Annotated in this window: 14 protein-coding genes; 13 read left to right on the top strand and 1 reads right to left on the bottom strand. The window is 60.4% G+C overall.

Features of this window, described 5'->3' with window-relative positions:
• Position 1 precedes the first annotated feature (1 nt).
• From ACR0AU_RS11555 to ACR0AU_RS11615, 13 genes are all read left to right on the top strand, one after another.
• Positions 2-250: a DUF2484 family protein gene (locus ACR0AU_RS11555; protein WP_170401374.1), complete on the top strand. Its 249-nt coding sequence runs from the start codon at positions 2-4 to the stop codon at positions 248-250.
• Positions 247-513 (top strand): DUF2484 family protein, encoded by a 267-nt coding sequence (locus tag ACR0AU_RS11560; RefSeq protein ID WP_170392032.1) that lies wholly within the window; start codon positions 247-249, stop codon positions 511-513. The genes ACR0AU_RS11555 and ACR0AU_RS11560 overlap by 4 nt, the downstream gene beginning before the upstream one ends.
• Before the next feature lie 23 nt (positions 514-536).
• Positions 537-830, top strand: coding sequence for a hypothetical protein (locus tag ACR0AU_RS11565; RefSeq protein WP_170401372.1), 294 nt, complete (start codon positions 537-539; stop codon positions 828-830).
• On the top strand, positions 827-1,753 hold the full coding sequence (gene murB, locus ACR0AU_RS11570) for a UDP-N-acetylmuramate dehydrogenase (RefSeq protein ID WP_480795696.1): 927 nt from the start codon (positions 827-829) through the stop codon (positions 1,751-1,753). The genes ACR0AU_RS11565 and murB overlap by 4 nt, the downstream gene beginning before the upstream one ends.
• A gap of 108 nt (positions 1,754-1,861) precedes the next feature.
• Positions 1,862-2,779: a D-alanine--D-alanine ligase gene (locus ACR0AU_RS11575; RefSeq protein ID WP_480795697.1), complete on the top strand. Its 918-nt coding sequence runs from the start codon at positions 1,862-1,864 to the stop codon at positions 2,777-2,779.
• A complete protein-coding gene (locus tag ACR0AU_RS11580; protein ID WP_170732913.1) occupies positions 2,767-3,771 on the top strand; it encodes a cell division protein FtsQ/DivIB in 1,005 nt (334 codons plus the stop codon). Before ACR0AU_RS11575 ends, ACR0AU_RS11580 begins: the two co-directional genes overlap by 13 nt.
• 8 nt (positions 3,772-3,779) lie before the next feature.
• A complete protein-coding gene (ftsA, locus tag ACR0AU_RS11585) occupies positions 3,780-5,114 on the top strand; it encodes a cell division protein FtsA (RefSeq protein ID WP_170392023.1) in 1,335 nt (444 codons plus the stop codon).
• Positions 5,101-5,520, top strand: coding sequence for a hypothetical protein (locus ACR0AU_RS11590; protein WP_480591835.1), 420 nt, complete (start codon positions 5,101-5,103; stop codon positions 5,518-5,520). Before ftsA ends, ACR0AU_RS11590 begins: the two co-directional genes overlap by 14 nt.
• A gap of 348 nt (positions 5,521-5,868) precedes the next feature.
• On the top strand, positions 5,869-7,470 hold the full coding sequence (ftsZ, locus tag ACR0AU_RS11595; RefSeq protein WP_170732910.1) for a cell division protein FtsZ: 1,602 nt from the start codon (positions 5,869-5,871) through the stop codon (positions 7,468-7,470).
• 214 nt (positions 7,471-7,684) lie between these two features.
• Complete coding sequence (gene lpxC / locus ACR0AU_RS11600) at positions 7,685-8,605, top strand: UDP-3-O-acyl-N-acetylglucosamine deacetylase (RefSeq protein ID WP_170401357.1); 921 nt, start codon at positions 7,685-7,687, stop codon at positions 8,603-8,605.
• Between the two features lie 126 nt (positions 8,606-8,731).
• Positions 8,732-9,595 carry an outer membrane protein assembly factor BamD gene (locus tag ACR0AU_RS11605; protein ID WP_170392015.1) on the top strand — a complete coding sequence of 288 codons (864 nt, stop codon included), beginning with the start codon at positions 8,732-8,734 and terminating at the stop codon, positions 9,593-9,595.
• 36 nt (positions 9,596-9,631) lie between these two features.
• Positions 9,632-11,281 carry a DNA repair protein RecN gene (gene recN / locus ACR0AU_RS11610; protein WP_480795698.1) on the top strand — a complete coding sequence of 550 codons (1,650 nt, stop codon included), beginning with the start codon at positions 9,632-9,634 and terminating at the stop codon, positions 11,279-11,281.
• Between the two features lie 92 nt (positions 11,282-11,373).
• Positions 11,374-13,059, top strand: a complete 1,686-nt coding sequence (locus tag ACR0AU_RS11615; protein WP_170392011.1) for a chloride channel protein — start codon at positions 11,374-11,376, stop codon at positions 13,057-13,059.
• On the opposite strand, the gene ACR0AU_RS11620 is transcribed toward ACR0AU_RS11615, so the two are convergent.
• Entirely contained in the window at positions 13,060-14,430 is a 1,371-nt protein-coding gene (locus ACR0AU_RS11620; RefSeq protein WP_170420850.1) for a DUF3179 domain-containing protein, read from the bottom strand.
• Between the last annotated feature and the right edge of the window lie 138 nt (positions 14,431-14,568).

The raw sequence follows: 14,568 nt of genomic DNA on the forward strand, positions 1-14,568 counted from the left end.
CGTGGCGTTGTCGCTCATACTCGCCTGCGTCTGGGTCTTCGCTTCCACCATTGTGGCGATGCTGCCGATGCACCTGCAATTCCCACCGGGTGTTGTACTGTTTGCCAGCGCGCCTGCTCTGATTCTGTGGCTGAGTTTAGACTATGGCTGGTTCGTCGGAGTCCTGGCTGCTGGCGGTTTTGTTTCGATGTACCGCAACCCGATCCGCTACTACTGGCGCAAGTGGACGGGTAAAGAGGTGTCGGAATGAACTGGTCGATTGCGCTTGCCGGTCTGTGGGGTGTTGTCGCCAACGTGTTGGCGATGTTGCCCAGCAAGGACAACCATTGGCGGCGCGCCTATTTCCTGATCGCCGTTGGCGTCCCCATCCTAGGCTATGTCACCTATGAAAATGGTCCATGGATCGGGCTGCTGGTTCTGGCGGCAGGTATGTCAGTTCTGCGTTGGCCGGTGATTTACCTCACCCGTTGGACAAAGGCGAAAATGCAGGGCATGAAGGCGGCGAACAAGTAACTGGCCATTTTCAGGAGGCCCCCATGGTCGACATCGCCACTTTCGCCTATTTGCCGCTGATTACCCTGATCCTCGGGACGCTTGCGGGTTTTGTCGCCGCGCGCTGGATCGGCCTCAAGGCACTGCTGTGGCTGATCGGGCTGACCTCGGCCCTTGGTCTGGTACTGATCATAGTGCTGGCCGGTGTCGGGACAGGAGAAGAAGAACAGGCGTTCGGACCCTTCGTCTGGCTGACCGGTGCGGTCCTGCCCTTCCTGTTTGCGGTGATCATGGGTGGAGTAGGCGGGCGCAGCCTTGCATCGCGGGAAGGCGCATGAGCGAACTGCCCGACGTCCGTGGCCGCCTGTCCGCGGCGCGTTCTCTTTCCGAACTCACCTGGCTGCGCGTCGGCGGACCAGCGGATTATCTGTTTCAACCCGCCGATACCGAAGACCTTCAGTCGTTTCTACGTGATCTGCCTGCGGATGTTCCCATCTTTCCTATGGGTGTCGGATCCAATCTGATCGTCCGTGATGGTGGTCTGCGGGCGGTGGTGATCCGATTGGGGCGCGGGTTCAATGGCATCTCGGTCGAGGGCAATACCGTCAGCGCGGGTGCCGCCGCGCTGGATGCGCATGTGGCGCGTAAAGCAGCGGATGGAGGTGTGGACCTGACTTTCCTGCGCACGATACCAGGCTCGATCGGCGGGGCCGTGCGCATGAACGCGGGCTGTTACGGCAGCTATACGGCGGATGTGTTGCAAAAGGCTACCGTCGTCACCCGCGCCGGAGAGATCGTGGACCTGACCCCGCAAGACCTCAGCTTCCGCTATCGCCAGTCCGACCTGCCCGAAGGCGCGGTGCTGATCTCGGCGACGTTTCAAGGCCCCTCGGGCGATCCAGCTGAGCTGCACGCTCGCATGGAGGCGCAGCTAAAAAAGCGCGACGAAACTCAACCCACCAAGGACCGCAGCGCCGGGTCGACCTTCCGTAATCCAGCCGGGTTCTCGTCGACTGGGCGCGCGGACGATGTGCATGACCTCAAGGCGTGGAAAGTGATCGATGACGCGGGTATGCGCGGGGCCACAAAAGGTGGCGCGCAGATGAGTCCCAAACACTCGAATTTCATGATCAATACAGGCGACGCCACCGCCGCAGACCTCGAAGGTCTGGGCGAAGAGGTGCGAAAAAAGGTTTACGAAACAAGCGGCATCACGCTAGAGTGGGAAATCATGCGGGTCGGTGATCCGCTGGAAGAATAAAGCCCCGACCGTCAGACCATAACAGGCAAATTAGGACGACGGATCAAAGGCATAAACGCAGTACGGACCACCACATAAGGTCCGGGGACATTGAGGCGCACATTGGGTATGTCGAGCAGGACAAACCCCAAAGTGGCGGTGTTGATGGGCGGCCCCTCGGCGGAACGCGAGGTGTCTCTCAGCTCTGGGCGCGAATGCGCAGCCGCCCTTGTGGGAGAAGGCTTTGAAGTGGTCGAACTGGACGCAGGTCCGGACCTTGCTGCTCGCCTTACCGATATCAAACCCGATGTGGTGTTCAACGCCCTGCATGGACGCTGGGGCGAGGATGGCTGTGTGCAGGGGCTACTGGAATGGATGCGCATTCCTTACACGCATTCCGGCGTGCTGGCTTCGGCCCTTGCGATGGACAAACAGCGCAGCAAAGAGGTCTACGCCGCCGAAGGATTACCTATCGTACCCAGCCTGATCGTTCCCAAGGTCGAGGTGGTCGAGGTCCATGTGATGGAGCCGCCCTATGTGGCCAAGCCCAACAACGAAGGTTCCAGCGTCGGCATCTATATCGTGCATGAAAATGCCAACGGCCCGCCGCAACTGGACGAGGCGATGCCTGATCAGGTGATGGTCGAGAAATACGTCGCGGGCCGTGAACTGACCGTGACCGTGATGGGCGATCGCGCCCTGACGGTGACCGAGATCATGACCGATGGCGGTTGGTACGATTATGATGCCAAGTACAAGCCCGGCGGCTCGTGGCATGTGCTGCCCGCTGACATTCCGCAGGACATCTTTGACCGCTGCATGGACTATGCGGTGAAGGCGCATAACGCGCTGGGTTGTCGCGGTGTGTCCCGTACCGATTACCGCTGGGATGACGGCAGGGGTGCCGACGGGTTGTTTCTGCTGGAAACCAACACCCAGCCTGGCATGACGCCGACTTCGCTGGTACCCGAACAGGCCGAGCATCTTGGCATCAGTTTCGGCCAGCTCTGCGCCTGGATGGTGGAGGACGCCTCATGCGACCGCTGACCGCCACCCGCGCGCCGGTGATTCACCGGACCAAACCGTTGGCGGGGCCGGATGCCGATTTCACCGCCGCGCCAAGGCCCGAGCCCAAAACCGAACCTAAGCTGCATTTGCGCGGGGCGCGTCTTTTTGGCCGCGCGCGCAACGTGGACCCCGCGCCCTCGCGCCTCAGCTACCGCTTTCAGCGCTGGATGCTCACCCCCGGCATCCGGCGCGGGCTAAAAATTGGCCTGCCGGTTCTGACCGTCGTTGGTTTGGTGGGTGGCTTCTTTGCCGCCGAAGAACGTCGTGAGGCGGTCAGCACCTATATCGCCGACATCAAGACCTCGATCCAGGAGCGCCCCGAATTCATGGTCAACCTGATGGCCATCGACGGGGCAGGAACCGCACTGTCTGAGGATATCCGCGAGATCGTGCCGCTCGATTTCCCGCTCAGCTCGTGGGATCTGGATGTGGAGTTGATCCGCGACACCATCACCGGGCTTGACCCGGTGAAATCGGCAACCGTACGCATTCGCCCTGGCGGGATTCTTCAGGTTGATGTGGTCGAACGCCAGCCGGTCATCGTCTGGCGCACCCGAGACGGGATCGAGCTATTGGATGAAACCGGAGCCCATGTTGACCGTGTTTCAGCACGCGCCGATCACGCAGCCCTGCCACTGATCGCAGGGAAGGGCGCGAACAAACATGTCCCCGAGGCGCTGCAAATCCTGACCACAGCCCGCAGCCTGGGCGAGCGGGTCCGAGGCCTCGTCCGCGTGGGCGAGCGGCGTTGGGATCTGGTGCTGGATCGCAACCAGCGCATCATGCTGCCGACCGAACGCCCGGCCCGCGCACTGGAACGCGTGTTGGCGGTGAACGAGGTGCAGGACCTTCTGGAACGTGACGTGGCCGTGGTCGACATGCGACTGGGGCAGCGACCGACCATCCGAATGAACAAAACGGCCAGCGAAGACTGGTGGAACACAAAAGTAGATGTGAGTAGCGGGCAGTAACGACCATGATGACCGATCTTTATCAGTCCCAAAGGGCTATGCGGCAGATGCGCCGGCAGGCGATGCAACGCGGCGTCGTCGCCATTCTGGATGTGGGCAGCTCCAAAATCGCTTGCCTTGTATTGCGCTTCGACGGGACGGGGCGGTTGTCCGAGGATAACTCGATCGGCTCGATGGCCGGTCAGACCGGGTTCCGCGTCATTGGCGCTGCGACCACCCGCTCGCGCGGGGTGCAGTTCGGCGAAGTCACTGCGATGCAAGAAACCGAACGCGCCATCCGCACCGCACTGCAGGCGGCGCAGAAGATGGCCGATATCCGCGTGGATCACGTGATTGCATCCTTCTCAGGGGCGAACCCGCGCTCGTACGGGCTGGATGCACAGGTCGATCTGGAAGGGCAACTAGTTACCGAAGCCGAGGTCGGTCGTGTCCTGAACGCCTGCGATGTGCCCGATTACGGCGAAGGGCGCGAGGTACTGCATGCGCAACCGGTGAATTTCGCGCTCGACAACCGCTCGGGACTAATCGATCCGCGCGGTCAGCTGGGGCAAAGCCTCGCTGTGGATATGCACATGCTCACCGTCGATGCGGTGGCGATCCAGAACATCGTCCGCTGCATCAAACGCTGCGATCTGGAGCTGGCAGGGATTGCGAACTCGGCCTATGTCTCGGGCATTTCCGCATTGGTCGAGGACGAACAGGAGTTGGGCGCGGCCTGTATCGATCTGGGCGGCGGCACCACCAGCATCTCGATCTTCATGAAGAAACACATGATCTATGCCGATTGCGTGCGCATGGGCGGGGATCACGTGACCAGCGACATTTCGATGGGCCTCGGCGTGCCCGCAGCGGTGGCCGAACGGATCAAGACCTTTAACGGTGGCGTTCACGCGACCGGAGCCGATGATCGCGACCTGATCGACATCGGTGGCGATACTGGCGATTGGGAGCATGACCGCCGTACCGTCAGCCGTGCCGAGTTGATCGGCATCATGCGCCCCCGCGTCGAGGAGATTCTCGAAGAGGTGCGTACTCGTCTGGACGCTGCCGGTTTCGATCACCTGCCGAGCCAGCAGATCGTTCTGACTGGTGGTGGCAGCCAGATCATGGGGCTAGACGGGCTTGCCAGCCGGATTCTGGGTCAGCGTGTTCGTTTGGGCCGCCCGCTGCGCGTTCATGGCCTGCCGCAATCCGCGACCGGGCCCGGTTTTTCTTCGGCAGTGGGGCTTAGCCTGTTTGCGGCGCATCCTCAGGACGAATGGTGGGATTTTGAGATCCCGGTCGACACCTATGCCGCGCGCCCGTTCAAGCGCGCCGTGCGCTGGTTCCGTGACAATTGGTAATGCCCTGCGTGGTGCAGCCGTTGGCGCGGCCCTTGGGCCCGCTGCGGCCCCGGCTCAAACCCTGATTGCGCCAGAGGCGTTTCTGAGCGCCGTCGTTGGCAAAACGATCACCTTCCATGAAATCCGAAGCGGTATGTTGGTCGGAACTGAGGAATTTCTCAGCCCGACGCTCTCGGTCTGGCGGATGGAGGGGCGGGGCTGTGTCTATGGCCAGATCACCACGCCAAATGGCCAGATCTGTTTTCTGTACGATGATGCGCCCGATGGCCTGCCAGTCTGCTGGTGGCCCTACCTGTACAATGACCGGCTGATGGTGCGGCTGGCGCGCTTCGTCGGCAGCGAAACGCAAGAGGTCCGTAGCATCTCTGAAGATGGCCTGAACTGCCCAAGTGCCCCGGTAGGTTAAAGAAATCAGTTGCGGCAACTGCCAAATTGCCGCAAAATAAGGTTCAAGGCCCGGCAGAGGCCCAGCGGCAGGACATTGAGCAGTTTTCCGCGACCAAACGAGTGACTAAAAGTTTTCTCATCCCCTCAATGCGGGTGGGGTCTTTCCGTGTGTAGTGGCGCATGAGCCTTTCGCCGCAACATTTCGCGGTAACAGCGAAATGCCGCTGTTTGCTGCCTTATTTCCTCCATATTTTGTGGATTCGTGCGATTTTTCTGGTGACGTTTCCGAAATGACACAGTAAAATCGACTGTGGATAGGTCAGAAAAACCGCATTTTGCGGCAACATAAAAAACAGGCGGACAGAGCATGACATTAAATCTTTCGATGCCCGGGCACGACGAACTCAAGCCTCGGATTACCGTATTTGGCGTTGGCGGCGCTGGGGGCAATGCTGTCGACAACATGATTGAAAAACAGTTGGACGGCGTAGAATTTGTCGTCGCCAACACAGACGCACAGGCGCTGCAGCAAAGCCGTTCGTCGGCGCGGGTGCAGCTGGGCGTCAAAGTCACCGAAGGGTTAGGTGCAGGTGCGCGTCCGACCGTGGGTGCTGCAGCAGCTGAAGAAAGCATCGAACAGATCGTCGATCACCTAGCGGGTGCGCATATGTGCTTTATCACCGCCGGCATGGGTGGCGGCACAGGCACCGGCGCAGCCCCGATCATCGCGCAAGCAGCGCGGGAGCTGGGTGTCCTGACCGTTGGGGTTGTCACCAAACCCTTCCAGTTCGAAGGCGCCAAGCGTATGCGTCAGGCCGAAGACGGCGTTGATGCGCTGCAGAAAGTCGTCGACACGCTGATCATCATTCCGAACCAGAACCTGTTCCGTCTGGCCAACGAAAAGACAACGTTTACCGAGGCGTTCTCGATGGCCGACGATGTCCTGTATCAGGGCGTCAAAGGCGTAACCGACCTGATGGTGCGTCCGGGTCTGATCAACCTCGACTTCGCCGACGTTCGAGCCGTGATGGACGAGATGGGCAAGGCGATGATGGGCACAGGCGAAGCGACCGGTGAAGATCGCGCCATTCAGGCAGCCGAGAAGGCCATTGCCAACCCGCTGTTGGACGAAATCAGCCTCAAGGGTGCCAAGGGTGTGCTAATCAACATCACCGGTGCGCACGATCTGACCTTGTTCGAACTGGACGAGGCCGCCAACCGCATCCGCGAGGAAGTGGACCCGGAGGCCAATATCATTGTCGGTTCGACCCTGGACACCGAGATGGAAGGCGGAATGCGCGTTTCAGTCGTTGCCACCGGTATCGATGCCAGCGAGAAAACCGAAGATGTACCGGTCGCCCGCCGTTCGATGTCGGCTCCGCTGACACGCACGGTTTCGGCAGAAGACTCCACGCCTGAACAAATCGCTGCAGATGAGGCCCTGGCTGAGGACAACATTGCGCCCACGCTCTTCGAGTCCATCGAAGATGTCGAGTTCAACGATGGCTGGCAAGACGAACAACCCGCTGCCGAGCAGGAAGATGACGGGCTGCCTCCGCCCGCCTATCAGCCTCAGGTTGCACAGTTCGAACCGCAACCCGAAGTCGAAGAGACAGTCGACTCCTACGACGCACCGCGTGCCCAGACCCCCGGCACACCGTCTCCGGAAGCGATGCAGCGGTTGCAGGCCGCAGTTCAGAAAGTACCTTCGAACCGGCTGCGTCCGACGCCTGAGGCACCTCGCGAACCGGCCCCTCAGCCGCAGCAAGCGACCGAGGATCGCCCGCGTTTTGGCTTCAACCGATTGATTGACCGGATGACCGGCCATGCGGCCGATACGCCCGCTCAACCGGTGCGCCAACAGCCTGCGATGCGGTCGGTTGACGCAACGGCACCTGTTCAGGATGAAGCCGATCCTGATCAGGAGCGCATCGAAATTCCCGCCTTCCTACGGCGTCAGGCCAACTGATCGCGGTAACAAAATCATCCCGAAGGGCCGCCATCGCGCGGCCCTTTTTTGTGGAAACACAAGGTGTTGAGCTGGTGTAAGCAGGGATTTGCCGATGTGTCACATTCATGTTTCATTCGGTTGCAAAAGGTGAGTTGAGCCTCAACGCCCCCTTCCTTAGTTGAGGGTGCAACACAGCCTCTGATAGGCTGGACACAACTCACCGAGGCTCACATTGCAACATACGCTCAAATCTTCAGTCACGTTTGTGGGCACTGGGCTGCATAGCGGCAAGCCTGCGACGATGGTTCTGAAGCCTGCAGCGGCAGGTCATGGAATCTGGTTCAAACGGACTGATATCGAGCTGGGCAATGCGTTGATCCCCGCAATCTATGACGTTGTTGAGCGGACGCCTCTTTGCACACGATTGGTTAACGATGCGAATGTGTCGGTATCGACTGTGGAACACATCATGGCGGCACTTGCCGGATGTGGTGTGCATAATGCACTGATTGAAATCGATGGTCCCGAAGTCCCGATCATGGATGGCTCATCCGTGGCCTTTGTTCAGGGCATAATGGCCAAAGGCGTTCGTCGTCAGGCTAGTCCGGTACTAGCTTATGAGGTGCTTAAGCCCGTCTCTGTTGAACGAGAGGGCGCAAAGGCATCGATCGCGCCTGCGGAAGGTCTGGAGATCGAGTTCCACATTGATTTCGAAGATGACGCCATTGGAAGCCAGACAAAGGTTTTGGACATGCGCAATGGATCGTTTGCGCGTGAACTCTGCGACAGTCGCACGTTTTGCCGCCGCACAGATGTCGAAGCGATGCGTGAAAACGGATTGGCCTTGGGCGGCACATTGGACAATGCCGTAGTCGTACAGGGCGACGAAGTCCTGACCCCGGGTGGCTTCCGTCACACGGATGAAGCGGTGCGCCACAAAATGCTGGACGCTCTGGGTGATCTCTATCTTGCAGGTGGTCCGATTCTGGGGCGCTTTGTCGGCGAGAAGTCGGGGCATTCGATGACCAACACATTGCTGCGCAAACTGTTCGAAACACCGGGCGCTGTGCGTCCGATCCTTTGCACCCCTGAACAAGCCGCGCGTCTGCCCGGCCAGGGCCTTGTGCGAAGCGAAATCCCGCAGGTTGCGTGATCTGATCAACTCTGACGACATTTGCGCCATGAGGGTGGATAAGGCGTTTTGCACTGGAATTTTATGTGCTAGACCGAGGCCCGATCAGGGGTAATTCCCGCTAAGTAGACGACAAGGATGGGCGGAATGGTTGGCAGCAAAGCGGCAGTCAGAATCGCAGGTGCGCTTCTTCTGGCAGCAACTTTGACGGCATGTGGCAATGCCGGAGGTCTGTTTGGTAACCGTGGGGCAGACCGCAGCCAAAACCTCGAAGGTTTCACGCCTGAACAGATTTACACCCGCGGTGAATACGAGCTGTCGCAGAATCGCTCGGACGACGCGGCTTGGTATTTCTCTGAAGTAGAGCGGCTTTATCCTTATTCCGATTGGGCGAAACGTGCGCTGATCATGCAGGCGTTCTCATTCCATTCGGACCAGAACTATGAAGAAAGCCGCGCCGCCGCGCAGCGCTATATCGATTTCTATCCCACTGACGAAGACGCGGCCTATGCCCAGTATCTTCTGGCGCTTAGCTACTATGATCAGATCGACGAAGTGGGCCGTGACCAGGGGCTGACCTTTCAGGCACTGCAGGCGCTGCGCACGGTGATCGAAGTCTACCCAGACAGTGAGTATGCCACATCTGCCGTACTGAAATTCGACCTTGCCTTTGACCATCTGGCTGGCAAAGAGATGGAGATCGGGCGCTATTATCTGCGTCAGGATCACTTCACTGCGGCGATCAACCGATTCCGCGTGGTGGTCGAGGATTTTCAGACCACATCTCATACCGCCGAGGCGCTCTATCGCCTGATCGAGGCGTATCTGGCGCTGGGACTGGTGGACGAGGCGCAGACCGCGGGTGCGATTCTGGGTTACAACTATCAGTCCTCGGAATGGTACGACGCGGGGTACACGTTGCTGACGTCGCGTGGTCTCGATCTAAAGAGCCGAGGTAACAATTGGCTCAGCACGATCTATCGCCAGACCGTCAAGGGTGAGTGGTTGTAACGGCCATGGCTAAAGGCTTGGGACGCTAAAAACCCGATGCTGCGCGCCCTTGATATCCGCGACATGCTGATCATCGACCAGCTGGAGCTGACGTTTCAGCCGGGCTTGAATGCTTTGACCGGTGAAACCGGCGCGGGCAAGTCGATCTTGCTGGATTCGCTGGGCTTTGTGCTGGGCTGGCGAGGGCGCGCCGAGCTGGTTCGTCAGGGGGCCGCACAGGGCGAAGTTGTGGCCGAGTTTGAACTGCCTGACGATCACCCTGCCCATTCGGTTCTGGCCGAGGCGGGTCTGCCCGGTGGCGAGGAGCTGATCCTGCGCCGCGTCAACACGGCCGAGGGACGTAAGACTGCATGGGTCAATGACCGCCGTTGTTCGGGCGAAGTGTTGCGGGCGCTGTCGGATACTTTGATCGAACTGCACGGCCAACATGATGACCGAGGCCTGCTGAACCCACGCGGGCATCGCGCAATGCTGGATGCCTATGCCGGGGCAGGGGATCAGTTGGCCGCCGTGCGTGCCGCATGGGGCCAGATGTCCATCGCCCGCAAAGCTCTGGCGCAGACTGAGGCAGCGCTGGAGGCTATGCGTGCCGAAGAAGAGTTCCTGCGTCATTCCGTTGCCGAGTTGGATCAGCTTGATCCGCAGCCGGGCGAGGACGCAGATCTCGACGCCCGCCGCCGCATGATGCAAGGGGCCGAACGGATTCGCGATGACGTGGCCCGTGCCTTTGCCTTGCTGGGCGGCGACGGGGCCGAGGGCGCGATGGCCGATGCCGTGCGCTGGCTGGAAGGCGTGTCGGACAATGCGGGTGGCCAGTTGGAAGGCCCCATTGCAGCGCTGGGTCGCGCCCTGATCGAACTGGGCGAGGCGCAGGATGGGGTCAACGCCTGTCTGCAAGCGCTCGATTTTAACCCAGCGGAACTGGAACAGGCCGAGGAACGCCTCTTTGCCATTCGCGCGCTGGCACGGAAACACGATGTGGCCCCCGATGATCTGGGCACCTTCGCCGATACCTTGCGCGACCGCCTGAACCGGCTGGATGCGGGTGACGCCGACCTCAGCAACAAACGCGCTGCTGTGGACGCGGCACAGGCTGCGTATTACAACGCGGCCACCGCGCTTGGCGAAACGCGCCGTAAGGCCGCCAGTGCGTTGGACACCGCAGTAATGGCTGAACTCGCGCCCCTGAAAATGGAACGCGCTGTGTTCCGGACCGAGATCACCGCGACCGACGCAGGCCCCGAAGGCATCGACGCGGTGGCCTTCACCGTCGCCACCAACCCGGGGGCGCCGTCAGGGCCGCTCAACAAAATCGCCTCGGGCGGCGAACTCAGCCGCTTTCTGCTGGCGCTTAAGGTCTGCCTAACGGGCGAAGACAGTGCCCGCACGATGATCTTTGACGAGATTGACCGCGGTGTCGGCGGTGCCACGGCGGACGCGGTGGGCCGCCGTCTGGCCGCACTCGCGCAGGGCGGGCAGGTGCTGGTCGTCACCCACTCGCCGCAAGTGGCCGCACGGGCGGCGCATCACTGGCGGGTGCAGAAACAGGTCACCGGCGATCAGACCCTGTCCACCGTGATCCCGCTGGCCGACCCCGACCGCGTCGACGAAATCGCCCGGATGGTCGCAGGCGACACCATTACGGATGAGGCACGTGCCGCTGCCCGTGCCCTGTTGGATGCATGACGCGCATTCTGTGAGCATCTTGTCGTGAACCGACTTTTCTAAGGCGCGCGCGTGGCTTACTAAGGGTCAGGCGACCACCCCAACGAGGGCCAATGACCCAATCGACCCGCACCGTGCTGCGCAATCAGCTCAATCAAGCCCTCTCGGCGCTGCGGGATGCATGGCGGGTAATGCTTCATCGTGGCCCCAGCCAGATTCAGTTCTGGTTTATCGCTCTGGTCATCGGGATCGCTGCAGGCTTCATGGCGCTGGGATTCCGGATGGCGATCTCGTCGTTGCAGGCTTATCTCTACAACACCGAAGATATCCTATTCCTGCACAGCCATGCTGAGAAGCTGCATTGGCTCTGGATTTTCCTTACACCTGTGGTCGGCGGGTTGGTCGTCGGGATCATCCTGAACAGGTACACCGATGATGGCCGTGTGCGTTCGGTAGCTGATGTGATCGAGGGTGCGGCCATCACTGATGGACGGGTTGAAAAGAAGGCCGGTATCGCATCTTTTTTCGCTTCGCTGATCACGCTCAGCTCAGGCGGATCCACGGGGCGGGAAGGACCTGTTGTGCATATGGCCGGGGTCATCTCGACTTGGGTCAGCGACCGTATCCACGCCGACGGCATCACCGGGCGCGACCTATTGGGTTGCGCTGTGGCCGCTGCTGTTTCGGCCAGTTTCAACGCCCCTATCGCCGGGGCCTTGTTTGCGCTTGAGGTTGTGTTGCGCCACTTCGCCGTTCATGCCTTTGCGCCCATTGTCATCGCCTCGGTCGCGGGGACCGTGATCAACCGGCTGGCTTATGGTGACGTGACCGAATTCACGCTGGATACGCCCGGGTCGTTGCAATTCTATGTCGAGCTGCCCGCCTTCCTGATCCTAGGCCTGATTTGCGGGCTGGTCTCGCTGCTGCTGATGCGATCGATCTTCTTCGCCGAGGATATCGGCACGCATATCCAAAACCGCTTGTCTCTGCCGCGCTGGCTGCGCCCCGGTGTTTCGGGCGCGATGCTCGGCCTGTTGGCGGTCTGGTTTCCGCACATCATCGGCGTGGGATACGAAACCACGATCCGTGCCTTGACCGGGGACCTCGTGCTGACGACCGCGATCCTGTTCGCGGTCATCAAGACCGTCGCAGTGGCGATTACCATGGGCGGTCGCATGGGTGGTGGTGTGTTTTCCCCTTCATTGATGATCGGAGCGCTGACCGGGTTGGCCTTCGGCCTGATCGCCACCGGATTGCTGCCAGATGTTTCAGGCACCCATACGCTCTATGCCTTTGCCGGGATGGGCGCGGTGGCGGCGGCGGTGCTGGGCGCGCCGATCTCGACCACGCTCATCGTGTTTGAATTGACCGGAGACTGGCAGATCGGCCTCGCCGTGATGGTTTCGGTCTCGATGTCCACTGCGCTAGCCTCGCGCCTTGTAGACCGGTCCTTCTTCCTGACCCAGCTGGAACGGCGCAATGTACATCTGGCCGCCGGGCCGCAGGCGTACCTGCTGGCAATGTTGCGGGCAGGCGCTGTGATGCGCCCGCTGGGGGACGCGCGTTCGATCTCCAAGGAAGACGCGCAGGCATTGATCGAACAAGGCCTATGCGTCAAGGCCAGCGCCACGCTTGAGGCCGCGATGCCATATTTCGACCGCGATGACATCCCTTGCATCCCGGTGGTGATCATCGACAAGGACGGCTGTGAAAACCCCGTTGGCGCGCTCTATCACATCGACGCGCTGAAAGCTTACAACCGCGCGCTGGCCGCCACAGCGGCCGAGGAACATTCTTGATCAGCGTCCGTAAACGCTGGCTGCGTCGCCCAGATAATTGTCCCAGGCAAACCAATACGAGATATGTCCCGCGACGCGCGGCAACTCTGCGCCATCCGGGCCAATCAGTGCCTCTTCGGTGACGCGCCACTTGTTGCCCGTTTCGTCCAGCAGCCCGCCATCGGTGGTCGCGCGGAACTGGCGCGATCCACGCTCGTAGGCGCGCACGCTGCGTTTGTCCGGGTCGCCCATCAGCATCAGTGCCCGCCCGCCAATCGCATCGTTGATCACCGGCTTGCCCTTGAACGCGTCCAACGGCCACGCCCGCGCCGCGCCGAACTGGCGCACGGCGAACACGTAGTCCTTCTGGCGATGCCTACTTTGATCGACCAAGGCCGGGAACATCAGATCGGGTGAGGCAAAGTAATCGCGATACACAACGCCCGAGCCATAGTTGCGCCGATGACCGGTGCTGAGCGACAGCACCTGCGTATCCGGATGCGACGCCTTCCAGCTGTCCCAGCGGGTGATCACCACAGGACGCTGCTTCAGCTCGATCCCACTGTTGACCAGCGGTCCGACCACGGGCTTACCTGTGTACTGGTTCCATAACGAATGCGTCTCACGGTCGAACATCAATTTGTTCGACCGATACAGGAACCCGGACGAGCCAAATACAAACGGCTTCCGCCGCCCCTCGACCTGCGTTTCAAACAAAATCCCCGATCCGCACAGCGTACAATAGGCCAGTGCTACCGGAACGCCTCCGATCACCTCGTTGAACATCTCGTGCCAGCCCATGATGCGCAGCGGATAAGCGCGTACATCGCCGTTGATCGAGACGCCAAAGACCAGATCGTCGTCTTTCATGTAGTCCGCCCGCGCCGCCGGGATCAGCTTGGGATTGTCCAGCGAAGGGATACCGTCCTTGAGCACACCACCCCAACTGATCTCTTCCAGCCGAATCTTCATCTTGTCGCGTTGCAAATATTCGGGTTTCAGGAAAACATCGAAGTTCTGATCGATGCCCAAAAGAACTTCGCGTTTGAACGGTATCAAAGATGGATGAGGTACAATCTGAGCGTTCCGTTCTTGCCATAGCATCCATTCGAACCAGTCTGTGCCGTGGCGCGCGCCGCTCAACGCTTCCATGACTTTGGCAATGTCTCGCTCTCGCCGTCTGCCATAGCGCATCGCCGTCAAAAGCGCGGGCACAACGTCCGGGTTGCCGCGCTCGGTCAGGAACGCCATCCCGGCTTCGAAATCGGTCCGACTGCCATACAAAGTTGAACGTACGGCATCGTAAACAGGGTCATCCTGCGCCCAAAGAGCGCGAGGTGCTACAGCGCTTGCCCCCAACAGGCCGACAAAGCTGCGACGTGGAATCGACATGGCATCCTCCGATCGGGTTCATATTCGATCTTGCCCGCAAAGCAGATCACATACACGCAACACTCGCGTGAGTGGCTCGAATTTCTGAAGCTGCACGCCGGGCATCTCGACATTGGTCCATCCTGAGCACAAGATGCT

Source organism: Ruegeria sp. CG1, from assembly GCF_056537265.1.